Annotated in this window: 28 protein-coding genes; 17 read left to right on the top strand and 11 right to left on the bottom strand. The window is 67.9% G+C overall.

The window, feature by feature from the left end; translation table 11 throughout:
* Positions 1-24: 24 nt before the first annotated feature.
* Positions 25-582 (bottom strand): hypothetical protein, encoded by a 558-nt coding sequence (locus GLO27_RS00515; RefSeq protein ID WP_021198075.1) that lies wholly within the window; start codon positions 580-582, stop codon positions 25-27.
* Between the two features lie 108 nt (positions 583-690).
* Between GLO27_RS00515 and nadE the strand changes: the two genes are divergently transcribed.
* The 3 genes from nadE (at position 691) to GLO27_RS00500 (ending at position 5,853) form a co-directional block, all read left to right on the top strand.
* Positions 691-1,509, top strand: a complete 819-nt coding sequence (gene nadE, locus GLO27_RS00510; RefSeq protein ID WP_021198074.1) for an ammonia-dependent NAD(+) synthetase — start codon at positions 691-693, stop codon at positions 1,507-1,509.
* An 82-nt stretch (positions 1,510-1,591) separates the two neighbouring features.
* Positions 1,592-5,062, top strand: coding sequence for a bifunctional RecB family nuclease/DEAD/DEAH box helicase (locus GLO27_RS00505; protein WP_167253111.1), 3,471 nt, complete (start codon positions 1,592-1,594; stop codon positions 5,060-5,062).
* A complete protein-coding gene (locus tag GLO27_RS00500; protein ID WP_167253109.1) occupies positions 5,059-5,853 on the top strand; it encodes a hypothetical protein in 795 nt (264 codons plus the stop codon). The genes GLO27_RS00505 and GLO27_RS00500 overlap by 4 nt, the downstream gene beginning before the upstream one ends.
* Before the next feature lie 20 nt (positions 5,854-5,873).
* On the opposite strand, the gene upp is transcribed toward GLO27_RS00500, so the two are convergent.
* Positions 5,874-6,506 carry a uracil phosphoribosyltransferase gene (gene upp, locus GLO27_RS00495; RefSeq protein WP_021198071.1) on the bottom strand — a complete coding sequence of 211 codons (633 nt, stop codon included), beginning with the start codon at positions 6,504-6,506 and terminating at the stop codon, positions 5,874-5,876.
* An 80-nt stretch (positions 6,507-6,586) separates the two neighbouring features.
* Here upp and tadA point away from each other — a divergent pair, with 80 nt between their 5' ends.
* Positions 6,587-7,042 carry a tRNA adenosine(34) deaminase TadA gene (tadA, locus tag GLO27_RS00490; protein WP_021198070.1) on the top strand — a complete coding sequence of 152 codons (456 nt, stop codon included), beginning with the start codon at positions 6,587-6,589 and terminating at the stop codon, positions 7,040-7,042.
* 12 nt (positions 7,043-7,054) lie between these two features.
* Here the strand turns inward: tadA and GLO27_RS00485 are convergent, their stop codons facing one another.
* A complete protein-coding gene (locus tag GLO27_RS00485) occupies positions 7,055-8,026 on the bottom strand; it encodes a cation diffusion facilitator family transporter (protein WP_021198069.1) in 972 nt (323 codons plus the stop codon).
* A gap of 59 nt (positions 8,027-8,085) precedes the next feature.
* On the opposite strand from GLO27_RS00485, the gene proC reads away from it, so the two are divergent.
* The gene (proC, locus tag GLO27_RS00480; protein WP_167253107.1) at positions 8,086-8,925 is read left to right on the top strand and encodes a pyrroline-5-carboxylate reductase; all 840 of its coding nucleotides are present in this window, start codon (positions 8,086-8,088) and stop codon (positions 8,923-8,925) included.
* Between the two features lie 3 nt (positions 8,926-8,928).
* Entirely contained in the window at positions 8,929-9,216 is a 288-nt protein-coding gene (locus GLO27_RS00475) for a DUF1905 domain-containing protein (RefSeq protein WP_029259759.1), read from the top strand.
* 16 nt (positions 9,217-9,232) lie between these two features.
* Here the strand turns inward: GLO27_RS00475 and GLO27_RS00470 are convergent, their stop codons facing one another.
* The 4 genes from GLO27_RS00470 to GLO27_RS00455 all read right to left on the bottom strand — a co-directional run bounded on the left by GLO27_RS00470 (position 9,233) and on the right by GLO27_RS00455 (position 13,754).
* Entirely contained in the window at positions 9,233-10,825 is a 1,593-nt protein-coding gene (locus GLO27_RS00470) for a hypothetical protein (protein ID WP_167253105.1), read from the bottom strand.
* Positions 10,807-11,583, bottom strand: coding sequence for an ABC transporter ATP-binding protein (locus GLO27_RS00465; RefSeq protein ID WP_029259761.1), 777 nt, complete (start codon positions 11,581-11,583; stop codon positions 10,807-10,809). The genes GLO27_RS00470 and GLO27_RS00465 overlap by 19 nt, the downstream gene beginning before the upstream one ends.
* Before the next feature lie 76 nt (positions 11,584-11,659).
* Positions 11,660-12,331, bottom strand: coding sequence for a TrkA family potassium uptake protein (locus GLO27_RS00460; RefSeq protein WP_021198064.1), 672 nt, complete (start codon positions 12,329-12,331; stop codon positions 11,660-11,662).
* Positions 12,324-13,754 carry a potassium transporter TrkG gene (locus GLO27_RS00455; RefSeq protein WP_021198063.1) on the bottom strand — a complete coding sequence of 477 codons (1,431 nt, stop codon included), beginning with the start codon at positions 13,752-13,754 and terminating at the stop codon, positions 12,324-12,326. The genes GLO27_RS00460 and GLO27_RS00455 overlap by 8 nt, the downstream gene beginning before the upstream one ends.
* Before the next feature lie 106 nt (positions 13,755-13,860).
* Between GLO27_RS00455 and GLO27_RS00450 the strand changes: the two genes are divergently transcribed.
* Together GLO27_RS00450 and GLO27_RS00445 are read left to right on the top strand one after the other, a co-directional pair.
* On the top strand, positions 13,861-14,271 hold the full coding sequence (locus GLO27_RS00450; RefSeq protein WP_029259762.1) for a metalloregulator ArsR/SmtB family transcription factor: 411 nt from the start codon (positions 13,861-13,863) through the stop codon (positions 14,269-14,271).
* Positions 14,272-14,341: 70 nt separating this feature from the next.
* Positions 14,342-15,052 carry a DUF2071 domain-containing protein gene (locus tag GLO27_RS00445; protein WP_167253103.1) on the top strand — a complete coding sequence of 237 codons (711 nt, stop codon included), beginning with the start codon at positions 14,342-14,344 and terminating at the stop codon, positions 15,050-15,052.
* Between the two features lie 194 nt (positions 15,053-15,246).
* Here the strand turns inward: GLO27_RS00445 and GLO27_RS00440 are convergent, their stop codons facing one another.
* Together GLO27_RS00440 and GLO27_RS00435 are read right to left on the bottom strand one after the other, a co-directional pair.
* A complete protein-coding gene (locus GLO27_RS00440) occupies positions 15,247-16,074 on the bottom strand; it encodes an ABC transporter permease (RefSeq protein ID WP_167253101.1) in 828 nt (275 codons plus the stop codon).
* Complete coding sequence (locus GLO27_RS00435; RefSeq protein ID WP_021198059.1) at positions 16,071-16,964, bottom strand: daunorubicin resistance protein DrrA family ABC transporter ATP-binding protein; 894 nt, start codon at positions 16,962-16,964, stop codon at positions 16,071-16,073. Before GLO27_RS00435 ends, GLO27_RS00440 begins: the two co-directional genes overlap by 4 nt.
* Before the next feature lie 102 nt (positions 16,965-17,066).
* Here GLO27_RS00435 and GLO27_RS00430 point away from each other — a divergent pair, with 102 nt between their 5' ends.
* From GLO27_RS00430 to GLO27_RS00390, 9 genes are all read left to right on the top strand, one after another.
* Positions 17,067-17,999, top strand: a complete 933-nt coding sequence (locus tag GLO27_RS00430) for a TetR family transcriptional regulator (protein ID WP_167253100.1) — start codon at positions 17,067-17,069, stop codon at positions 17,997-17,999.
* A gap of 109 nt (positions 18,000-18,108) precedes the next feature.
* A complete protein-coding gene (locus tag GLO27_RS00425; protein WP_017204627.1) occupies positions 18,109-18,300 on the top strand; it encodes a helix-turn-helix domain-containing protein in 192 nt (63 codons plus the stop codon).
* A 156-nt stretch (positions 18,301-18,456) separates the two neighbouring features.
* The gene (locus tag GLO27_RS00420) at positions 18,457-18,555 is read left to right on the top strand and encodes an AURKAIP1/COX24 domain-containing protein (RefSeq protein ID WP_003792170.1); all 99 of its coding nucleotides are present in this window, start codon (positions 18,457-18,459) and stop codon (positions 18,553-18,555) included.
* Between the two features lie 78 nt (positions 18,556-18,633).
* On the top strand, positions 18,634-18,936 hold the full coding sequence (locus tag GLO27_RS00415) for a rhodanese-like domain-containing protein (RefSeq protein WP_029259767.1): 303 nt from the start codon (positions 18,634-18,636) through the stop codon (positions 18,934-18,936).
* Entirely contained in the window at positions 18,933-19,229 is a 297-nt protein-coding gene (locus GLO27_RS00410; protein WP_167253097.1) for a glutaredoxin family protein, read from the top strand. The genes GLO27_RS00415 and GLO27_RS00410 overlap by 4 nt, the downstream gene beginning before the upstream one ends.
* On the top strand, positions 19,226-19,528 hold the full coding sequence (locus GLO27_RS00405) for a Dabb family protein (RefSeq protein ID WP_029259769.1): 303 nt from the start codon (positions 19,226-19,228) through the stop codon (positions 19,526-19,528). The genes GLO27_RS00410 and GLO27_RS00405 overlap by 4 nt, the downstream gene beginning before the upstream one ends.
* Before the next feature lie 172 nt (positions 19,529-19,700).
* Complete coding sequence (locus tag GLO27_RS00400) at positions 19,701-20,519, top strand: basic amino acid ABC transporter substrate-binding protein (RefSeq protein WP_021198054.1); 819 nt, start codon at positions 19,701-19,703, stop codon at positions 20,517-20,519.
* A gap of 34 nt (positions 20,520-20,553) precedes the next feature.
* Positions 20,554-21,351, top strand: a complete 798-nt coding sequence (locus GLO27_RS00395) for an amino acid ABC transporter permease (RefSeq protein ID WP_136025337.1) — start codon at positions 20,554-20,556, stop codon at positions 21,349-21,351.
* A complete protein-coding gene (locus GLO27_RS00390) occupies positions 21,348-22,103 on the top strand; it encodes an amino acid ABC transporter ATP-binding protein (RefSeq protein ID WP_029259770.1) in 756 nt (251 codons plus the stop codon). The genes GLO27_RS00395 and GLO27_RS00390 overlap by 4 nt, the downstream gene beginning before the upstream one ends.
* Before the next feature lie 99 nt (positions 22,104-22,202).
* Here the strand turns inward: GLO27_RS00390 and GLO27_RS00385 are convergent, their stop codons facing one another.
* Entirely contained in the window at positions 22,203-22,382 is a 180-nt protein-coding gene (locus GLO27_RS00385) for a YegP family protein (protein ID WP_021198051.1), read from the bottom strand.
* Positions 22,383-22,434: 52 nt separating this feature from the next.
* On the bottom strand, positions 22,435-23,496 hold the full coding sequence (locus GLO27_RS00380; protein ID WP_167253096.1) for a DUF4325 domain-containing protein: 1,062 nt from the start codon (positions 23,494-23,496) through the stop codon (positions 22,435-22,437).
* Between the last annotated feature and the right edge of the window lie 52 nt (positions 23,497-23,548).

The raw sequence follows: 23,548 nt of genomic DNA, 5'->3' as shown, positions 1-23,548 counted from the left end.
GAGCGCGGGAGGGCGCCCCCTTCGTCAGACGCCGTACTCGCTGCGGATGAAGTCGCGCAGCTGCACGCTGCATCGTGCGACGGCCTCGCGCCAATCCGTCAGCGCACCGTCCTCGGCCTGATCGGAGACGGCGCGGAACACGCGGATCGGCACATCGAACTGTGCGGCGACCCAGATGAAGGCATATGTCTCCATGTCGACCAGCGCCGCCCCCGACGGACGGATCACGGCGGTGACCTCGGCGTCCTCCACGAAGTGGTCACCGGTGGCGATCAGAACACCTTCCCTTCCGGTGCTGACGCGCGCCGGAAGGGAGACGTGCTGGCCACGGACGCCGTCGAGGTCGGTCACGTCGTGCTGGAATGCGGTTCCGACCTCATGCACGGTCGCCTCGAGAGCGGGGTCGATCGCGCCCGCCGTGCCCACGACCACGATCTCGTCGTAGACCCGGGCATCGAGCGCGCGGGTGAGCGCATACGTCGCCGGCAGCTTGCCGGGGCCGGTCACGAGTCGGTCGAAGCCGTCCAGCTCTTCCGGGAAGGCGGACAGTTCGGAATCAAGGGCAGCGACGAGGAGCTTCACCGCCCCATTCTCTCAGGACTTCACTGGCAGGAACGTGCGAACGCCGCGGCGTCACCCGTGCGTAACACAGAGGGGCGATACTGATTCGAGGACAAGACGGAGGATGACATGTCGTTGCAGCAGCAGATCTCTGAAGACCTCGGCGTCCGGCCGGAGATCGACCCGGAAGCCGAGGTCGAGCGCCGGGTCGGGTTCCTCGTCGAGTACCTTCGCTCGACCGGCGCGAAGGGCTTCGTGCTCGGCATCTCCGGTGGGCAGGACTCCACGCTGGCCGGACGCCTCGCACAGCTCGCGGTCGAACGGGTGCGGTCCGAAGGAGGCGAGGCGAAGTTCCTCGCCGTGCGTCTGCCCTACCGCGTGCAGCACGACGCGGCAGACGCCGAGGCCGCCCTCGAGTTCATCGCACCCGACTCCTCGGTCGAGGTCAACATCCAGAACGGTGTCGACGGGGTCGAGGAGGACATCGAGTTCGCGGTCACGAGCGACATCAGCGACTTCAACCGCGGCAACATCAAGGCCCGCGTCCGCATGGTCACGCAGTACGCCCTCGCCGGCCACGACGGGATGCTCGTCATCGGCACCGATCACGCCGCCGAGGCCGTGACCGGCTTCTACACGAAGTTCGGCGACGGTGCGGCTGACGTCCTGCCGTTGTCGGGGTTGAGCAAACGGCAGGGGCGTTCGCTGCTGCAGTTCCTCGGTGCTTCGGACCGCCTCGCGTTCAAGGTGCCGACCGCCGACCTGCTCGACGGCCAGCCCGGCCGTGCCGACGAGGACGAGCTGGGTCTCACCTACGAGCAGATCGACGACTTCCTGGAAGGGCGCGACGTCGAGCCCGAGGTCGCCGGCCGCATCGAGGCGAGGTACCTCGCGACGCAGCACAAGCGCCATCTTCCGGTGACGCCCGACGACACCTGGTGGCGCTGACCCGCTTTCCCGGGAGGTCCACGCTTTCGCCCGTGTCGGATGCCGCGGATAGTGTCGAAGCATCCGACAGAACGGGAGCATCGTGCGGATCGACACTCAGGCGCAGCGCGTCATCTGGAGCGCGAGCGACCTCAAGGCGGCCGCGGAGTGCGAGTTCGCGTGGTGTCGGGCGATCGACGCGAAGCTCGGAAGAGTGCCGGCGGTCGAAGAGCCGGAAGACTCGACCCTGAAGCGGGCCGCCGAGTTGGGCGATGTGCACGAGCAGAACGTGCTGGCCCGCTACATCGACGACCTCGGTGACGAGAAAGTCCACCGCATCGAGAAGGTCTCTTCCGTCGATGCCGATGCATTGGCGGATGCGGTCGACGAGACCATTGCCGCCCTCCGCTCGGATGCGGAGGTCGTCTTCCAGGCGGCTTTCGCGACCGAGGAGTTCGTCGGTTTCGCCGACTTCCTCCGCAAGGATCACGACGGCCGCTGGCGGGTGCAGGACTCCAAGCTCGCCCGAAAGGCCCGTGTCACGGCGCTCATGCAGCTGGCGGCATATGTCGACCAGCTCGATCGCCTCGGCATCCCGCGCTCCGGCGAGGTCGACCTCATCCTCGGCGACGGCACGCTCAGTACGCACGCCGTCGACGATCTCCTTCCGCTGTTCCAGGTGCGGCGGGCGCGACTGCGCGCCCTCATCGCCGATCGACGCATCGCCGAGGGTGCGACGGGCGCTCCGCTCGCATGGGGCGATGATCGCGGCGACCTCCAGATCGTGGCCTGTGGCCGCTGCGCCACCTGCGAGGAGCAGGTGCTCGCGCATCGTGACCTCCTGATGGTGGCGCGGATGCGTCCGGTGCAGCGAGCACGTCTGCGGGCATCCGGCATCGAGACGATCGACGAGTTGGCCGTGGCACCCGACGCTCCCGCGGGCATGAACGTCGACACGTTCGAGACTCTCCGAGCCCAGGCGCGTCTGCAGCTGCGTGCTGACGCCGAGGGAGCACCGACATTCGACGTCCACTACGCGCAGGCGATCCACACACTCCCGCTGCCCAGTCACGGCGATATCTTCTTCGACTTCGAGGGCGACCCGCTCTACACCGAACCCGCTCCCGACGGCGAGGCGCAGTGGGGGATCGACTACCTCTTCGGCTGGGTCGACAACGCTGACCAGTACTCGGCGTTGTGGGCTCATACCTTCGCCGACGAGAAGCGGGCTCTCGAGACGTTCCTCGACTTCGTCAATGCGCGCAGGCTGGCGCATCCCGGCATGCACATCTACCACTACGCGCCGTACGAGACCTCGCACCTCGTGGCGATGGCCGCGCGGCACGGCGTGCGCGAGGGCGAGGTCGATCGGCTGCTGCGCGAAGGCGTGTTCGTCGACCTCTACCCGCTCGTGCTGCGGACCGTCCGGGTCGGCTCCCGGTCGTACTCGATCAAGAAACTCGAACCGCTCTACATGGGCGACGACGTGCGCACCAGCGACGTGCAGAAGGGCGACGACTCGATCGTGCAGTACGTCGCCGCTCGTGAGCTCGCGGCGGCGGGGGAGAAAGCCGAGGCCGACGCAGTGCTGGCCGACCTCGCCGATTACAACCGCTATGACTGCGTGTCGACACGACGCCTGCGCAACTGGCTCATCGACATCGCACGCCGGAAGGGCGTGACGCCCGCGCCGCCCGACGATGCCGACGAGGTCATCTACGAGCCGTCCCCCCGTTCCGTCGCGCTGCTCGCCGATGCGGAACGCGCCGTGGAAGACGGCGGCGACGGGCTCGTGCACCGTATCGCCGCCGCGGCCATCGACTACTTCCCCCGCGAGGCGAAGAGCTTCTGGGTGTCGCATTTCCAGCGGCTGCGAGAGCCGGTGACGATGTGGGACGGCACGCGCGACGTGGTGAAGGTCGATCGCCCGTCGTCGGTCGTGCGCCGCGAGTGGAGCATCGGCGAGGGACGACGTGTGATGTCGCGTGACATCGAGATCCGCGGCGAGGTGTCGCCCGGCACGACGCTCGGCCCGGGTGCGCAGCCGTTCGCGCTCTACGAGGTCCCGGCCCCCTTCGACACCGAGGTGCCTTCACGCGCCGTCCACGTGCCGCACACCGTCACGGTGGTCGAGGTGCTCGACGACGGCTACCTCGTCTCCGAGTCGGCAGTGCAGGGTCAGACCTGGGACGAGCTGCCGCTCGCTCTCACCCCGGCGGCGCCTCCGCGAGTGGTCTCACTGCAGGGAGCGATCGACGAGTGGGCCGATGCCGTGCACGCGGCCGCCCCCGGCTTCCCGCACGACGCGGCGACCGACATCCTGCGTCGAATTCCCCCGCGCACGACATCGGGCGAAGCACTGCCCCCGGCCCGCGACGACACGATCGATGCGATCGTGCGTGGTGTGCTCGACCTCGACCGCAGCTACCTGGCGGTGCAGGGCCCTCCGGGGACAGGGAAGACCTATACGGGATCGCGTGTGATCGCGCGCCTGGTGAACGAACACGGTTTCAAAGTCGGCGTCGTGGCGCAGTCGCATGCGATCATCGAGACCCTTCTCGCGCGCATCGTCGCCGACGGCGTCGCGCCGGCGCAGGTCGCGAAGGCGCCGAAAGATCCCGAGGCAGAGCCGCCGTACACCGTGATCCCGAAGAACGGCATGGCATCGTTCCTCGCCGAGCACGCGGGCGAGGGGGCCGTCGTCGGTGGCACGGCCTGGGATTTCAGCAACACCCAGCGTGTCGATCGTGCCGGCCTCGATCTTCTCGTGATCGACGAGGCGGGTCAGTTCTCGCTCGCCTCGACGATCGCCGTCGCGGCTGGGGCGAAGCGGCTGCTGCTCCTCGGTGATCCGCAACAGCTCCCGCAGGTGAGCCAGGGCGCGCATCCGGAGCCGGTCGACACCTCGGCCCTCGGCTGGGTGATGGACGGCGACCCCGTGGTGCGGCCCGAATACGGGTACTTCCTCGCACGGTCGTGGCGGATGCATCCGTTCGTGGCTGCGCCGGTGTCGAAGCTCGCCTACGCCGGACAACTCGCCTCGGCGCCGGGAACCGAGCGCCGCTCACTCGACGGAGTCGATCCGGGGCTGCACGTCGTGCCGCTGCGCCACCGCGGCAACGCGACGCAGTCACCGGAGGAAGCCGCCGAGGTCGTACGACTCGTGCGCGATCTGGTCGGGAGAACGTTCACCGACAACGACCCCGACGCCTCGACGAGGCCGCTCACGCCGTCCGACATCATCGTCGTCACGCCTTACAACGCGCAGCGTCAGCTGGTGCTCGACGCGCTTTCCGACGCCGGCTTCCCCGACGTTCCGGTGGGCACTGTCGATAACTTCCAAGGCAAGGAGGCTGTCGTCTCCATCACGTCGCTCGCCGCCTCGAGCGGACGGGACGCTCCCCGCGGACCCGAGTTCCTGCTGCTCCAGAATCGGCTCAACGTGGCGATCTCCCGCGCGCAGGTCGTCGCCTATCTGATCCACTCGCCCGCGTTGCTCGACGATCTCCCGTACACGCCGGAGGGAGTGGCTCGGCTCAGCGCCTTCGCCCGCTTGGTCGGTGCGGCGGAATGAGCGAGCCGACGCACGCGCACTCGACAGACGAGATCCTGCGCGCGGCTGCGGCCTGGGTGTGGTTCCCGCGCGACAGCGAGCACGAGCGCAGTGAGTTGCTCCTCGTGCGGGATCCGTCGAGATTCGGCGGCGGAGTCCGCGGTTCCCAGGTGAGCTCCGTCCTCGAGCCCACGGAGATCGTCGACCATGCTCTGGAGCGGACGACAGCGTGGGGCGCGTCGAGATTCACCTTCTGGACGAACCCCTCCGACCGTCCGGACGTCGAGGAGGAGCTTCGTCGGCGGGGAGCGGAGCATATCGATACGGTGGCCGTGTTCGCTCGACCGGTCGATGGAGCCGCAGCAGTCGATGTGCCGGACGACATCACCGTCGAGGTCGTGCGCACGCTGGAGCAGGTGCGCGACGTCGACGCGGTCAACGTGCCCGTGTGGCAGCAGGAGCCCCTCGACCCGCAGGGACTGAGGGCGGAGCTCGCCGAGGTGACGACCGCGCTCGAGACTCGCGAAGGCTTCCGGATCCTCGCGCGGATCGGCGGCCGGGCGGTCAGCACCGGCGGGTGCACGATCGACGGTGGATTCGTCCGGCTCTGGGGCGCTTCGACACTGCCGGAGTACCGGGGGCGCGGCGCGTACCGCGCGGTCCTCGCCGAGCGCCTCCGAGAAAGCGCAGCCTGGGGAGCGACGACGGCGCTCGTCAAGGGGCGCGTCTCGACGTCGGCTCCGATCCTGGCGCGCGCCGGCTTCACCCACTTCGGCGACGAGCGCGCCTACCGCCTGACTCTCGAGGCCTGACTCCGTCGGGCAGGTCCGAGTCAGACCGTGCCGTAGAGCCGATCGCCGGCGTCGCCGAGTCCGGGCACGATGTACCCCTTCTCGTCGAGGCGCTCGTCGAGCGCGCCGAGCACGAGGGTCACATCGCGGTCGCCCGCCATCGCCTCGATCGCGGCGACGCCCTCCGGGGTGCCGAGCAGGCAGATCGCCGTGACGTCCTTCGCACCGCGGTCGAACAGGAACTGGATCGCGGCGGCCAGCGAACCCCCGGTCGCCAGCATCGGGTCGATCGCGAAGCACTGACGGTCGCTCAGATCATCGGGCAGACGCTCGGCGTAGGTCGTCGGCTCGAACGTGGTCTCGTCGCGCACCATGCCGAGAAAGCCGACCTCGGCGGTCGGGAGCAGCTTCACGAGGCCTTCGAGCATGCCGAGACCGGCACGCAGGATCGGCACGACGATCGGTCGCGGTTCCGAGATCTTCACGCCCGTCGTGGTGGTCACCGGGGTCGTGATCTCGATCGGGCTGACCTTCACGTTGCGTGTCGCCTCGTACGCGAGCAGCGTGACGAGCTCCTCCGTGAGCTGCCGGAAGACCGGCGACGGCGTGCGCGCATCGCGCAGTACCGAGAGCTTGTGAGTGATGAGAGGGTGGTCGGCCACGTGAACACGCATGGATACAGGGTAATGCGCCGCGCGGTCGGGCACGACATCGAAGCTCCGCCCGCGCTCGGCGGCTGTCGTAGGCTCGACGCATGACCGCTGCAGATGACCTCGCGATGCAGCGCGCCCTCGTGCTCGCCGCCGAGGCGGCCGCGGCATCCGAGATCCCCGTCGGTGCCGTCGTGATCGACGGGGGAGGGCGGATCATCGCCGAAGGGCGCAACACCCGCGAGGAGACCCACGATCCGACCGGTCACGCCGAGATCGAGGCGCTGCGGCGCGCGGCGGCGTCCGTCGGTTCCTGGAACCTCGATGGGCACACGCTCGTGGTCACCCTCGAGCCGTGCATCATGTGTGCCGGTGCCATCCTGCAGTCCCGCGTCGGCCGTGTGGTGTTCGGAGCCTGGGACGACAAGGCCGGCGCGGCCGGGTCCATGTACGACGTGCTGCGCGATCGCCGGCTGCCTTACCGGGCCGAGGTCATCGGCGGCGTCCAGGCCGACGCGGCCACAGCGGTGCTGCGTTCGTTCTTCGAGCAGCGTCGCTGAGTCGAGCTCCGCTCAGTCGGACGACTTCAGCACGAAGACGTCGGTCGAGGGCTCGGGGTCGATCGCCGGGCGGTACACGTCGGGCTCGATGTAGACGATCCGCGCCACCGGAACGGCCTCGCGGATACGGGCCTCGATCGCGTTGATGTCGTCGGCGGCCTCGCGCAGCGGCTTGTCGGCGTTCAGCGCGATCTTCGCGGCGACCATCAGCTCGTCCGGGCCGAGGTAGAGCGTCTTCATGTGGATGATCTTCTCGATCTCATCGCCCGCGTTGATCGCGTCCACGATACGGTCGTGGTCCGCCTGCGTCGCGCCTTCACCGACCAGGAGGCTCTTCGTCTCGACGCCCAGCACGATCGCGATCAGCACCAGCAGCACACCGATCATCACGGTGCCGAGTGCATCGAACATCGGGTTGCCCGTGATGAGGGTGAGGCCGACGCCGAGAAGGGCGAACGTGAGGCCGGTCAGCGCTCCCACGTCTTCGAGCAGCACGACCGGGAGCTCAGGTGCCTTCGAACGACGCACGAACGACACCCACGACTGGCCCTTCTCCCGCACGAGGTTGCTCTCGCGCACGGCGGTGCGCAGCGAGAAGGATTCGAGCCCGATCGCGACGACGAGCACGACGAGCGGCAGCCACCACCACGTCTTGTCGAGCTCGTGCGGATTCGTGAGCTTCTCGACGCCTTCGTAGATCGCGAAGAGACCACCGACCGAGAAGAGGATGATCGAGACGACGAAGGCGTAGACGTAGCGCTCTCGCCCGTACCCGAACGGGTGCGCACGGTCGGCCTCGCGTCGGGCCTTGCGCCCTCCCAGCATCAGCAGCAGCTGGTTTCCGGAGTCGGCGACGGAGTGGATCGCCTCCGCGAGCATCGAGGCAGACCCGGAGAGGGCCCAGGCGATGAACTTCGCGAGGGCGATGCCCATGTTCGCCAGGAACGCCGCGACGATGGCCTTGTTGCCTCCGGATGCACTCATGGGACGAGTCTAGAACCGCCCGCCCGAGGATGTCGGAGTGCCCGCCGTAGGATGACGACATGGCTGACTCGCTTCCTTCGCTCGCTTTCCTCGGTGCCGGCTCGATGGGTGGTGCGATCCTCCGTGGGGTGGTCGCCTCGGGTATCCCCATCGACGGCGGCATCGCCGCGACGAACCGCACCGCGGAGAAGGCGGAGGCCTTCGCCGGGCTCGACGGCGTCACGAGCATCGCGCTCGCCGAGCGGCCGGACGGCAACGCCGAGGCGGTGGAGGGCGCCCGCATCGTGCTGGTCGGCGTGAAGCCGGCCATGGTGCCCGACCTGCTCCGCGAGATCGCCCCGCACCTCGCCGCCGACACGATCGTGGTGAGCGTCGCCGCCGGCGTCACGCTGCAGACCTTCGCCGACGTGCTCGGTGCGGATGCCCGCGTCATCCGCTCCATGCCCAACACCCCGTCGACCGTCCGCAAGGGGGTCACGGGAATCGCGGCAGGCGCCGCGGTCTCGGACGACGACCTGGCTCTGGTGCGTCGCCTCTTCCAGACCGTCGGAGCCGTGGTCGAGGTGCCCGAGTCGCAGATCGATGCGCTGTCGACGATCTCGGGTTCCGGTCCGGCGTACGTCTACCTGCTGATCGAGGAGTTCACGAAGGCCGCGGTGGGCATGGGGTTCGACGACGCCGACGCCCGCCTGATGGTCGAGCAGACGTTCATCGGCGCGACGGCGCTGCTCGACGCCTCGGGCGGTGACCCGACGGAACTTCGTCGTCGGGTCACCAGTCCGAAGGGGACGACCGAGCGTGCGGTCGCCGTGCTGCAGGACGCGCATCTCGAGCGCACCTTCGCCGATGCCGCCGCTGCGGCTCTCGCGCGTGCCAGGGAACTCGCCGCCGGGGCGTGAGTGATGCGACTGCGGATCGAGGGCGCGATCTGGTACTGGCGCGGTCCCGCGCCGTTCCATTTCGTCACGGTGCCAGCCGCCGAGAGCGAGCTGATCCACGAGATCGCTTCCGTCGTCACGTACGGGTGGGGCATGATCCCCGCATCGGTCACTGTCGGTGAGACCACGGTGACCACCGCCCTGTGGCCGAAGGACGGCGGGTACATCGTGCCGATCAAGAAGGCGCTCCAGGACCGCGAGGGCGTCGGAGTGGGCGACGTGGTCGAGATCACCCTCGACATCGACGCCTGACGGGTTCCGGTCTCGCTCAGCTCTCGCTGGACACGTCGGCGAGCACCTCGGGCCAGCGACGATCCAGGACCCTCCCGCCGAGCACGGTTCCACCCCAGATCGCCAGTCCGCCGAACGCGATGCCGCATGCGAGGCTGACCCAGCCGAGGGCGGGGTTCCAGATCGCCGCGATCGCGAATCCGAGTGCGGGGGCACCGAGGGCGAGCGTGATCGGACCGATGATGATCATCGCGAGCAACGACTGCACTCCTCCGGACGAGCCGCGTCCGAAGGGATTCGCCTCCGGGGCGGGTGCGCGTCCGGGGAGGAAGCTCCCCACCCATGCGCCGGCGCCGCCGGCGATCGCCGTCAGGCCGAGAGCGGCGCCGAGACTGCCCGGCAGCAGGTCGGGACGTCCGGCGAGGAGGCAGGTCGCCACGCACAGCACGATCGTCACCGGAACCGCGATCAGCCCGAAGCCGAGCAGGCGTCCCGCGCGGTCGGCGGCACCGCTGACCCCGGTGAGGATATGGATGGCGACGGCATCGTTGTCGTAGGCGATCGCCATCTGCACGATCGTTCCGGCGAGCAGGGCGTTGATCGCGGGGATCAGGGTGATGGCCGGGGCGAAGCCGATCGCCTCCTCCTGCAGACCGTTCATCAGCGCGATGCCGATGAAGATCGCCGGCAGCAGCAGGAGCATCACGATGTTGACCAGTTGGCGCGGATCACGACGGAAGTAGCGCAGCGACCGTGCGGCGATCGCCCCCATCGAGTTCGCCGGCAGCACCCGGTCGAGCAGACCGCCGGAACGCACCCGTCCGCCCCCGCTGCTCTGGATCGGCGAGACGAGTCGCGCGGCCAGCAGCCGCTGCGACGCGAACCACAGCACGACCACCGTCGCGAGGGCGATCAGCAGGCGGAGCGCGGCGGTGAGGATGTCACCCTGTGCGGCCGAGGCGGACACCCCGAATACGGCACCCACCGGTGTCCAGGCGGCGATGTCGGCGATGGTGGTGAACGCCTCTCCGACGTCACCGACCCTGGTCAAGGCCCCGATCCCCAGGTTGAGGATGAGGCCGGACGAGGCGGCGAGCAGCACGCCGAGGGTCAGCACCAGGTCGCGTGTGCTGCGGCGCGCCAGCCAGCCGGCGAGGAGGCCGCTCACCACGCGGGCACCGAGCACACAGGTGCTGACGGCCACCGGGATCATGATCACGGCGCTCAACAGAGCGGGCATGCTGACCGACCAGCCGAGCAGCATCAGCAGCAGGGCGACCGTGGTGCCGATACCACCGATGGTCGTGGCTCCGGCGACGACGAAACCCGGCAGCAGTGCGGGTGCGGTCACGGGCAGCAGTGCGAAGCGCTCGGGAGCGAGCGAGTCGTCGGCGCTGACCAGGATCGACCCGATCCACCACCCGAGCACGATCACCGAGCCGGTGAGCACGATGGCGGTGACGGCGCCGTCGGGCGCGGCGAAGCGCAGCGCGACGAGTCCGGCGGTGAGTCCGGCGAGGAGCCCGAGCGCCACCATGCCCGTGATGATCAAGGTGACGATCATCCAGGGATTGCGGGACAACTGATGGCGGAGCTGCCGCCAGCGCAGACTTACGAGGAGCGCAACCATGCGAGCGTCTCCGTTCCGAGGTCGTGCGCACCCACGAGCGTGAGGAAGCGCTGCTGCAGCGAGAGGCCGGCTCGCACCTCGTCGAGCGGGCCGTGCGCGAGCAGGCGTCCCTCGGCGACGATGGCGACTCTGTCGCACATCGATTCGACGAGTTCCATCACGTGGCTGGAAAGCACGACCGTGCCGCCGCCGTCGACGAACGATCGCAGGATCTGCCGGATCGTCTCGCCCGACACCGGGTCCACGGCCTCGAGCGGCTCGTCGAGGATGAGCAGGCGCGGAGCGTGGATCAGCGCGCAGGCGAGTCCGATCTTCTTGCGCATGCCCGCGGAGTAGTCGACGACGAGCGTGTCGCGGGCGTCGGCGAGCCCGAGGGCCTCGAGCAGGTCGACGGTCCGGGAGACGACGTCCGCCTCGGCCATGCCGCGCAGGAGCCCGGTGTATCGCAGCAACTCGGCGCCGGTCAGTCGGTCGAGCATGCGGATGCCGTCGGGCAGCACGCCCATACGCGCCTTCGCCTCGGCGGGGTTCTGCCACACGTCCGCACCGAGCACCCAGGCGGTTCCCGCATCGGGACGCAGCAGGCCCGTGGCCATCGCGAGGGTGGTGGTCTTGCCCGCCCCGTTCGGGCCGAGCAGCCCCAGCATGGATCCGGCCGGCACGTCGAGGGAGAGACTGTCGACGGCGACCTTCTGCCCGAACTGCTTGCGAAGCCCGCGAAGGGCGAGGACGGGAGGAGCCGCGGTGTGGTCGGTCATGGGTCCCATCCCATCACGACGACGGGGACCCTCACATCCGCCGCGAGGGGGAGTCGGCAGACCGGACGACGCGTCGTCAGCGGTCGAGGCCGGCGAAGCGCTCGATGTCGCTGTTGGTGCCCGAGACGATGATGAGGTCGTGGTTCGTCACGATCGTGTTCGCTTCGGCGTAGCGGAACGGCTTGCCCGGACTCTTCACCCCGACGACGGTGACCTTGTACTTGGATCGCACGCCGGACTCGTTCAGTCCGACGCCGCGGATGAACTTCGGCGGGTACATCTTGGCGAGGACGAAGTCGTCGTCGAAGCGGATGAAGTCGAGCATCCGTCCGCTCACGAGGTGCGCCACGCGCTCACCCGCTTCGCGCTCGGGATAGATGACGTGGTTGGCGCCGACACGGGCGAGGATCTTGCCGTGCGACTGGGAGACGGCCTTGGCCCAGATCTGCGGCACCTTCAGGTCGACGAGGTTCGCGGTGATCAGCACCGACGCCTCGATCGAGGATCCGACGGCGACGACCGCGACCTGGAAGTCCTGGGCGCCGATCTGACGCAGCGCGTCGATGTTCTTCGCGTCGGCCTGCACGGTGTGCGTGACCCGGTCGGACCACTTCTGCACGAGTTCGAGGTTGTCGTCGATCGCGAGCACCTCGCGGTCGAGGCGATCGAGCTCTCCGGCGCAGGCAGCGCCGAACCTGCCGAGACCGATGACGAGGACGGGAGCGTCGCCCCGCAGGACTTCAACCAACGATCGGCCTTTCCACGGGCAGTGAGTAGTACTGCGTTCGCGATGTCGCGGCGACCGCCGCGGCGAGTGTCACTGTACCAACGCGGCCCATGAAGATGGTCGCGGCCATCACGTACGAGGCCGAATCGGGAAGTTCCGCGGTGAGCCCCGTCGACAGGCCGACCGTGCCGAACGCCGAGATCACGTCGAACAGCACGTGGCTGATATCGGCCTTGGTGATCTGGGCGATGACGATCGTCGACAGCGCGACGATCGTGGCCCCCCACGCGACGACGCTGAGGGCCACGCGCTGCACGTCGCTCGGGATGCGGCGGCCGAACGCCTCGACGGACTGACGGCCCTTGGCCTCGGACCACACGGCGATGGCGAGCACGGCGAGGGTGGTCACCTTGATGCCGCCGGCCGTCGACGCCGAGCCGCCGCCGACGAACATCAGCATGCTGGCCGCGAGCAGGGAGGACCCGTTCAGGTCGTCCATCTCGATCACGTTGAAACCGCCGGATCTGGTCATCGCCGAGAGGAAGAACGCCTGGAAGGTGGTGTCGGTGGCGTCCATGGAGCCGAAGGTCTTCGGGTTGTTGAACTCGAGGATGACGAAGACGGCCGCGCCCAGGATGAACAGGAGGATGGTCGTGACGAGCGTGAGCTTGGTGTGCAGGGACCAGCGCTTCACGTGCCAGACGTGCTTGGCGAGCGTGTAGATGACGGGGAAGCCGATGCTGCCGAGGAAGACGCCCACCATGAGGAGCGAGAGCACCAGGTAGTCGTCGGCGAACACCGCGACGCCGCCGTCGTTGGGAGCGAAACCGGTGTTCGTGAACGCCATCGCCGCGAAGTAGGGCGCCTCCCAGAGCGCCGCGATCGGGTCGACCCCGGCCATCACGAGCGCGGGATAGAGGAGGATCGCGAGCGACGCTTCGATGATGAGCGCCGAGACGGCGACGGTGGTCAGCAGCTGGCCGACTTCGCCGAGCCGCACGGTCTGGCTCTCGTTGACCACGCCGCCGTGCGCGCGCATCGGATTCGTGTCGCCGGCGGCCATCAGCTTGGCACGCAGGCCGAGGCGCTTCGAGATCAGCATGCCCATGAGAGACGCGAGGGTGAGGACACCCAGGGCGCCGATGTTCACGCCGAGGAACACCACGACGTGTCCGAAGGGGGACCAGTAGTTGGCCATGTCGACCGTTGCGAGTCCGGTGACGCAGATGGTGGAGACAGCGGTGAAGAGAGCGTCGCTCAGCGGCGTGACCGTGCCGCTCGCGGAGGCGATCGGCAGGGAGAGGAGAACCGTGAACACGAGGATCAGCAGCGCGAAGACGACGATCGCGAAGCGCGACGGCGACGAGGTGACGAGGTGCTTGACCCATCCGGCCGCACTCTTCAGGCTCTGCCGCGGGGACGACGCCGAAACGATGCCCGACATCGCTGCCCCCTCTGGTTTCTCCTTCGGTCGCGCCGAGCGACCGCACGGCGCCTGTCGCCGAGCCTTCGTCATGGTACTCCGTGCCGGGGACGACTACCCTGAACTCATGACGGACATCTTCGACGTGATCGCAGACGGTACGAGGCGAGACATCCTCCAGCTCCTGCTGCGGCGCACGACCGAAGGGGAGGCCGGCACCAGCGTCAGCCAGATCGTCGCCGATCTGGGCATCAGCCAGCCCACCGTGTCGAAGCACCTGAAGGTGCTGCGCGACGCCGAGCTGGTCACCGTGCGCGAAGACGGTCAGCGCCGTTTCTACAGCCTCGCGGTCGAGCCGCTCGAAGTCGTGGACGACTGGCTGGTGCCGTTCCTGGTCGACGCCTACGGCGACAGCGCACCCGACATCGATTACCACGCGGTTCCCGAAAGCGCGGCGCATGCCGCCGAGGTCGTCGGACGGGCGGCCGCCTCCGCGAAGCACGTCGTCGCGAACGCGCTCAAGCGGCTCGGAGCGTGACGGTTCGAGCGACGCCGAACGATCGCATCGAAGGCTTGTAGCTATTTAGCAAAGCTGTTAAATTCTAGGCATGAACCTCCTCATGCGCACACTTCGCGGCCGTATGCGGCGCCGTCTGCTGCTGACGTATCGGGTTGATCCTTCGGTGGCCGGCGAGATGATCCCCGCCCCCTTCCGCCCGCAGCTCATCGACGGGAGCGCGGTCGGCGGGGTGTGCCTGATCGCGCTGACGGAGCTGCGTCCCGGATGGCTGCGACCGCGGTGGGGCATCTCCACGGAGAACGCCGCGCACCGGTTCGCGGTCGAGTGGGACGAGGGCGGGACCACGCGCACGGGCGTCTACGTGATCGAGCGGCACTCCTCGGACATCGTGCCCGTCATCGGCGGGGGTCGGTTCTTCCCCGGCGTGCAGCGGCGCGCGCGGTTCGACATCGACGAGACCGACTCGCGAATCCAGGTCCGGATGCAGGCGTCCGACGCGAGCGTCTCCGCAGACATCGAGGTGTCGGAGGAATGGGAGAGCTCGCTCTTCCCGACAGTGGGCGACGCTTCACGGTTCTACCGGGCGGGCGCCACCGGCTGGTCGCCGCGACGCGACGGCAGGGGAGCGGAGGCCGTGGAACTGTCCGCGGCGCGCTGGGCCGTGGAGGCGGGCCGCGTGAACGAGGTCAGGTCGTCGTTCTTCGACGGTCTTCCGCAGGGCGCCGCGCAGATCGACAGCGTTCTGGTGATGCGCGATCTCCCCGTCAGCTGGCGGAGACCCGCAACGACTCGCCCCTGACGACAGGGGGCTTGTCGTCAGGGGCGAGGTGCGGGTCCCCACACCCGGGGCGGACTCGGCGGTGCCAGCACGAGCCCTGCGTCAACAGTCCCAGCGGCAGATGAGCGAAAGCCGCAGAACGCCTATGTCTCCGCTGGGATGTGGGCTCCGCGGGGATATGTCTTCGCGGGGGATGCCCGCTGCCGCCGGTCCGCTCAGCGTCGCCCGGCTTTGCGGCGGAAGAGCCACGCGCCCCAGGCGACCGCGATCGCGAGGATGACGACGCACCAGCCGGTCGCCCACCATGCCTCGCCCTGCACGGGGGCATCAGTGAGCAGCCCGCGGATCGTCTCCACGATGGGTGTGATCGGCTGATTCGCGGCCACCGGCTGCAACCACTCCGGCATGCTCGCCACCGGGACGAACGCACTGGACAGGTAGGGGAGGAAGAGCAGCACGAAGCCGTAGCCGTTCGCCCCTTCCGGGCTTCCTGCGGCAAGGCCGATGGCGGCGAACAGATACGTGATCGCGAGGATGTACAGCGCGATCAGGGCGGCGAGCCCCACCCACTCCCCTGCGTTCGCGCTCGGACGGAAGCCCACGAGCACTCCCACGCCGATCACGATCGCCGTGGCGATGAGGTTGCGCAGCACGCTCGCGACGACGTGCCCGGTCAGCACCGCCCCCGCTCGCAGCGGCATCGTGCGGAACCGGTCGATGATGCCGGTGCGCATGTCGTTCGCGACATACACCGCGGTGGAGGAGGCTCCGAACCCCGCGCAGGTGAGGATGATGCCGGGCACCACGTAGTCGACGTAGGCGCCGGACGGATCGATCGCTCCGCCGAACACCCACGTGAACATGAGCATGAGCATGACGGGCAGCATGATCGCCATGAGCAGCGATTCGCCGTCTCTCAGCGAGTGGCGCAGGCTGCGACCGACGAACACCGCCTCGGCGGTGAGGCCTCGCAGGCGCGGGCGCGGTGAAGGGGCGGGGAGGGCAGGTGCCGCGGAGCGAGGGGCGGCGAGGGTGATGTTCATGCGAGCTCCTTCACGGGGTGGTCGATGGGGGAAGGTGCGGTGACGGCGAGGAACACGTCGTCGAGGGTGGGGCGGCGCAGGGTCACGGTGCCGTCCTCTCCGTCTTCGTCGAGCACGTCGAGCGCTCGCCGGAGATCGGCGACCGTGCCATCGGTGGGGATCTGCCGGCGAAGCTCGCCGCGGCTGTCGTGGAGTTCGACGGTGTCTCCGCCGACGCGCGCCTTCAATGCGGCAGGCGTGCCGAGGGCGGCGACCCTGCCGTCATGCAGCACCGCGATGCGGTCTGCCAGCTGATCGGCCTCCTCCAGGTACTGGGTGGTGAGGAAGACCGTCGTCCCCGCCTTCGCCAGCATGCGGATGATGTCCCACAACGCCCGACGGCTGCGGGTGTCCAGACCTGTGGTGGGCTCGTCGAGGAACAGCACCTCCGGCGTCACCACGAAGCTCAGGGCGAGGTCGAGGCGACGTCGCATTCCTCCGGAGAACGTGCGCACCATGCGGGAGGCGGCATCCGTGAGGTCGAACTGGTCGATCAGGTCGGCGGCACGTCGTCGTGCAGCTGCCCGTCCGAGCCCGGCGAGCCGCGCGAACATGACGACGTTCTCGGTCGCGCTCAGTGCATCGTCGACGGCTGCCGCCTGGCCGGTGAGGCTGATCCGTCGCCGGACCTCGATCGCCTGCGTCCCGATGTCCCAGCCGGCGACCCGCGCCGAGCCGGCGTCTGCCGCGGTGAGGGTGGTGAGGATGTTGATCGTCGTGGTCTTGCCGGCGCCGTTCGGCCCGAGCAGGGCGAAGACCTCGCCGCGGGCGACCGCGAAATCCAGTCCGTCGACGACGGTCTTGTTCCCGAAGGCCTTGCGCAGCCCCTGCACCTCGATGGCTGTCTCCATCAGGCGCTCCTTTCTGTGTATGTAGAAAACTGTGTATCACCAACGCAACTGTGTATGACCGTAACACACTGTTTAGATAATAAACAGAAGTAAGATGAGCGCATGACTGAGACGGAGCCGCCGGAGCTGCCACGCGGGATCGCGCTGGCGTGGGGTGTCGCCGCGAACCCGCAGCGTGGTCCCAAGCGCGAGATGAGCGTCGAGAAGATCGTCGACGCCGCCGTCGAACTGGCGGATGCCGAGGGGATCGGCGCCGTGTCGATGGCCGCGGTCGCGGCGCGGCTCGGATTCACGCCGATGTCGCTGTACCGATACGTGACGGCGAAGGACGATCTGCTGCTGCTGATGCAGGAAGAGGCGACGGGGCTGCCGCCGCAGAGCCACCTCGAGGCCGACGGCTGGCGCGGACGACTGATCGCCCTGTATGAAGAGCAGGTCAAGCTCTACCTGCGCCATCCCTGGATGCTGTCCCTGCCGATCACCGGATCGCCGATCACCCCGAACAGCTCGGCCTGGCTGGATGCCGGGCTCGCCGCTCTCGACGGCACCGCGCTGACGACGGAAGAGCGCATGGCCGTCGCGCTCGCGGTGACCGGGCATGCCCGCTGGTGCGGGATCGTGCAGGCCGGCTACACCGAGCAGTCCCGCGGCACGGGACTCACCCCCGATGAGGTGGCCGCGAACGAAGCCGCTCTCTTCGATCGGGTGATCACGGCCGAGGAGTTCCCCGCGCTCCGTCGCGCGATCGAAGACGACGTGTTCACCTCGACGGCCGATCCGTTCCGGTTCGCCGTCGAGCGGACCCTCGACGGGGTCACGGCGTACATCGCGGGCCTCGACCGCGGAGAGCTGCACGCCGAGGCGGCGGAGTGGATCGACATCGACCCGGCCGAGGTGTCCGGGGATCGTCGGCTCAAAGAGGCGCAGAAGGCGGTGCGCGAGGCTGAGAAGGCTCTGCGGTCGGCCCGCAAGATCGAGCGTCAGACATGGCGGGAGGCCAGGGAGCGGTCGGCGAATGCGAAGAAGTCCGGCTGAACCTGAGCTCTCGCGGTCGGTCGCACCTCACTGATCACACGAGTCACAGAGGTTTACACGCGTCCCAGCTACCACATAGAGTGTGCACATCGAGAAAGGGGTACGTGGGATGCCCGAGGTTCCTGACGTCCGATTCCTCACGGTTGCTGAGGTCGCAGAGCTCATGCGCGTGTCCAAGATGACCGTGTATCGGCTGGTCCATGCGGGGGAGTTGCCGGCCGTCCGTTTCGGGCGCAGCTATCGCGTACCCGAGTCCGCTGTGGCTGATGCGCTGCAGCGCCCGATCGCCGACGTCGGCTGACGTCGATCGCCTTCTCGTGCTCCGCCGCCTGCGGGCGGTCGATGCGTGTGACAGGCGACGCCTTCGGGTTTGCTAGACTGACCCGAGGCATTTTCCGTGCCCGTACCCGGGTGTCCGATTTCGGCGACACCCAGCCACTGACTTAGTGAGGTTTCCGTGGGTTCTGTCATCAAGAAGCGCCGCAAGCGCATGGCGAAGAAGAAGCACCGCAAGCTGCTTCGTAAGACTCGCCACCAGCGTCGCAACAAGAAGTAAGCGACCAGACACGAGCGCCTGTCTTCGGACGGGCGCTTTGTGTCTCCGGCCGCATCTCCGTCCCGCCGAGAGGATGTCATGAAGTCGATCACCGTCACCGAGCTCGCCGAGCGCACCGGTATCCCGCTCATCGATGTGCGGGAGGTGGACGAGTTCGCTGCCGGCCATGTGCCGGGGGCCGTCAACATCCCGATGTCCGAGATCGGCAACCGGCTGGAAGAGCTGCCTGCCGAGGCGTTCGACGTCATCTGCCAGGCAGGCGGGCGCTCGGCTCGTGTGGTCGAGGCTCTGGAGTCGCGCGGTTACGACGCCACGAACGTCGAGGGCGGCACCGGCGAGTGGATCGCCCAGGGCCGCGCGGTCGAGGTGCCGTCGGCGTGACCACGCTGACTCTGATCGGCAAGCCCGACTGCCATCTGTGCGACGTCGCCTCCGACGTCATCGATGCCGTCGTCGCCGAGCTGCCCGACGCCGCCGCCGAGCAGATCGAGATCGTCGAGGCGTCGATCCAGGACGATCCCGCGCTGTACGAGCTGTGGTGGGAGAAGATCCCGGTCGTGCTGATCGACGGCGAGCTGCACGCGCATTGGCGCGTCTCGCCCGACCGGCTGCGAGAGGCGCTCGAAGACGCACTCCGTGGTGAATCCCCGACCGAACTGAAGGAAGCCCTGTGACCATCCGCCATGTCGTGACCTGGAAGCTCGCCGCCGAAGACGCTGCCGAGCGTGGTGCCCAGGCTGCCGAGGTCGCTCGCCGGCTGAACGCTCTCGACGGTGTCGTCCCGCAGCTCCTCTCCATCTCCGCCGGCGCGAACGTCGCCTATCCGGAGGCGAACTGGGACGTCACGCTCGTCGCGGACTTCGCCTCGGTCGCGGCGATCGACGAGTACCAGGTGCACCCCGCGCACGCCGAGGTCGCCGCGTACATCCGATCGGTCGTCGCCTCGCGCGTCGCCGTCGACTTCGAGGTCTGACACCGCGTCGCACCGTCCCAGGAACTCGGTTTCCACGTGTGATCGGGGCGTACTTGCAACACAAACGTAATGCGCGCGGATGCCGATGTCATTGGTCACGCGACGAGCCGCATGTTTAGATGAACTCCTACCCGTCAGCGGGCCTCCGTGCCCTCGACTCACAGGAGCCGACATGCCTCGTCGCAACCTCATCGCCGGCCTCGCCCTCGTGGCGACGGCCACCCTCGCGCTCGCCGGCTGCGCCACCGGATCATCCGACGCGGGAAGCAGTGACGCTCCCGCCGCCGACGACAAGTACGGTCTCGTCGAGGCCGGAACGCTCACCGTGTGCTCCGACGTCCCCTACCCGCCGTTCGAGGTCGAGGACCCCTCCAGCGAGACCGGCTACTCCGGCTTCGACATCGACCTGCTCAGTGCGATCGCCGAGAAGATCGACCTGAAGCTCGCCGTGCAGGACGTGGGCTTCGACGCGCTCCAGTCCGGCACCACGCTCGCCGCCGGCACGTGCGACATCGGTGCCTCTGCGATGACCATCACCGACGAGCGCAAGGCGAACATCGACTTCTCCGACCCGTACGTCGACTCGCTGCAGTCGCTCCTCGTGCGCGCCGACTCGGACATCAAGTCGATCGACGACCTCGACGGCAAGAACGTCGGCGTGCAGCAGGGCACCACCGGCGAGACCTACGCGGGCGAGAACGCTCCGGGTGCGCAGCTGGTGCAGTACCCCTCGGACGGTGAGCTGTGGCCGGCCATGCAGGCGGGTCAGATCGACGCCATCCTGCAGGACCAGCCCGTCAACTACGTGCACGAGCAGGACGACCCCGACTACAAGATCGTCGAGACGTACCCGACCGACGAGTCGTACGGCTTCGCCTTCGCCAAGGGCGAGAAGGACGAGCTGCGCGACGCGGTCAACAAGGCGCTCAAGGAGCTCCAGGACGACGGCGGATACCAGAAGATCTACGACGAGTACCTCGCGGCCAAGTGACCGGCGGGGTCGGTAGAGCGGGAGGTCCTCGACGATGGCGTTGAGGCGTACCACCAAGAGCAAGCTGTATCGCTACACGGTCTACGTGGTGCTGATCGCGATCGCCGTCTGGGCGATCGTGAGCACCGACTGGGCGAAGATCGGCCCGCTGTTCTTCAATCCTGAAGTCGCGGCGAAGATGTTCCCCGGGATCATCACGACCGCGTTGGTCAACACGCTGTGGTTCACGGCCGTTGCCTTCGCCGGGGGGCTGCTGCTCGGAGTCGTGCTGGCACTGATGAAGCTGTCGACCATCGCGCCGTTCCGGTGGATCGCGACGTGCTGGATCGAGTTGTTCCGGGGGCTCCCCGCGATCCTCACGATCTTCGGCATCGCGTTCATCCTGCCGATCGCGCTGGGCGTGCCCGGCACGAAGCTGGGCGGACCGGTCGTGCTCGGTCTCATCGGTCTCGTCCTCGTCGCCTCGGCATACATGGCCGAGACGATCCGTGCGGGCATCCAGGCCGTTCCGAAGGGCCAGACCGAGGCGGCGCGCTCCCTCGGCATGTCGCCCATGAAGACGACGTTCTGGATCATCGTGCCGCAGGGGTTCCGGATCATCATCCCGCCTCTGACCAACGAGTTCGTGCTGCTGCTGAAGGACACGTCGCTGCTCTTCGTGGCGGGTTCGTTCATCTGGTCGAAGGAGCTCACGACCTTCGCCCGCGATGCGAGCACGCAGAACGCGAACGGAACGCCGCTGATCATGGCGGCGATCCTGTACCTGATCGTGACGATCCCGCTCACGCGCTTCAGTGCGTGGCTGGAGCGACGGATGTCGAGGCAGCGATGATCACCGACCTGATTGATGTCCACGCCCCCGCGATCGACGTGCAGGGGCTCGTGAAGTCGTTCGGCGACAACGAGGTGCTCAAGGGCATCGACCTCACCGTCACCAAGGGCGAGGTCGTGTGCGTGATCGGACCTTCGGGCTCGGGCAAGTCGACGCTGCTGCGTTCGGTGAACCTGCTCGAGGAGCCGACCGGCGGCAAGGTGCTGATCGAGGGGATCGACATCACCGACCCCGACGTCGACATCGACCGCGTGCGCACCCGCATCGGCATGGTCTTCCAGAGCTTCAACCTCTTCCCGCACCTCGATGTGCTGGGCAATCTCACGATCGCCCAGCAGCGCGTGAAGAAGCGGTCGAAGAAGGAAGCCGAGCTGATCGCGCACGCCATGCTCGCCCGGGTCGGTCTGGCGGAGAAGGCCGACGCCTACCCGGGGCACCTGTCGGGAGGGCAGCAGCAGCGTGTGGCGATCGCCCGTGCACTGTGCATGAACCCCGACATGATGCTGTTCGACGAGCCCACCTCGGCGCTCGACCCCGAGCTGGTCGGCGAGGTGCTGCAGGTCATGCGATCGTTGGCCGACGAGGGGATGACGATGCTCGTCGTCACGCACGAGATGGGATTCGCACGCGAAGTCGGATCCCGCCTCATCTTCATGGACGGTGGGCACATCGTCGAGGAAGGTGACCCGCGCGAGGTTCTCGGCAACCCTCAGCATCAGCGCACGAAGGACTTCCTCTCGCGCGTCCTCTGATCCGAGATCCCGGGTCGCCGAGACCCATCGAAATCACCGAGACCCCCTGTCCCAGACATCTGCGACAGGGGGTCTCGGCGTGAAGCGTGGGTATCGAGCTCAGTCGGCTTCGACGACCTCGGCGTCCGCGGCGTTGCGGCGCACGGAGTCGATGCCGTTCAGAGCGGCGGACTTCGACGAGTAGCCCTCGCTTATGGCGATGACCTCGCCGTTGCCGGCCTTCAGGCGGAACCGGTACTCGCCGGACTTGTCGGTGTACAGCTCGAATTTGCCTGCCATGAGGCGTCCTTTCTCTCTCGGATGGAGGGAGCCCCGCCCCTCGCGCCTCACGCTATCCGGACTCGGCATCCGAGGGAAGAGAGCCCTTCCCCCGGACCCCGATGCCGCGACGAACCATGAAGGCGACGGCGTCGTTCATGTTGAGGGGATGCAGCTGGACGCCCGTGTTCTGCGATGGCCACACGCGGAACAGCTCGTCGACGAAACCCTGCCCGACGTCGTCGACGCCGGTGAAGTCGATGTCGATGTCGTCGAAGTCGGTCATGTCCGCGAGCACGCGCCTCGCTTCGGACCGCGACACGAAAGAGAGTCCTGTGCCGAACAGTTCGATGCGCGGACGACTGCGCGAAAATCGGAGATCGTCGTCTGTGAACTCCTGGAAGACCTCGCGCAGTGTCGTCGTCGGGGGGAGGTCGAGTGCGGCCTCGACGCGCGTTCCTGCCGTGACCGCTGAGGCGCCCAGGGCGTAGTCGTCGCGTTGATTGTCGATCGTCAGGCGGATGCCATTGGCCGAGAGGCGGAACTCGGTCACAGCCTTCGAGGTGAAGAAGATCCCTTCGCCCGTGTGCCGCTCGGGCCAGGTCGTGCGCTTTCCCTTGGTGAGTTCCGCGGCCGCATCCAGAACGGATTCGAGTCCGAGTCCGTCTCGGAGTCGGAGGTAGGCTCCGAGTCCGTCATCCTGGATCTCGAAGGCGAGCTGGTCAGGGGCGCTCCACACGCGGACCATGGCCTGCCCGCCGCCGCTGTGGTCGATGGCGTTGTTCAGCATCTCGGTGAATGCGTAGTTCATGATCCTCGTCCCTTCGGATTTCGGGTCGAGGCTCAGTGCCGTGGCGATCCGGGACCAGACGATCGCTTCGTCGAGATCGACGAGATCGACGTCGCCGGTCCAGTCGGCTTCTCCACGGTGGGTGAGTCCTGTGTGAGCGATCGTGCCAAGGGCGGCCCGGACGGCGGGGAGGGTGAACCGACGGTGGCCGCCTGCGGTCCGAGTCGAGGGGATGTCGCCGCGGTCAGCAAGGCGTCGCAGGGACTTCTCCGAGAGGTTCAGCGCGCGCGCGGCATCGCCGATGCTGACCGTCGACGAAGTAGGGTTCGGAGAATCTTCCCTCATGGGTAGATTTTATCGAGATGGATCCCTAAAATCTACCCCAAGGGGTAGAATT

Origin of the sequence: Microbacterium sp. Be9, from assembly GCF_011754135.1 — a bacterium.
Lineage (GTDB): Bacteria > Actinomycetota > Actinomycetes > Actinomycetales > Microbacteriaceae > Microbacterium > Microbacterium maritypicum_A.
This window is presented reverse-complemented; position numbering and strand designations above follow the sequence as displayed.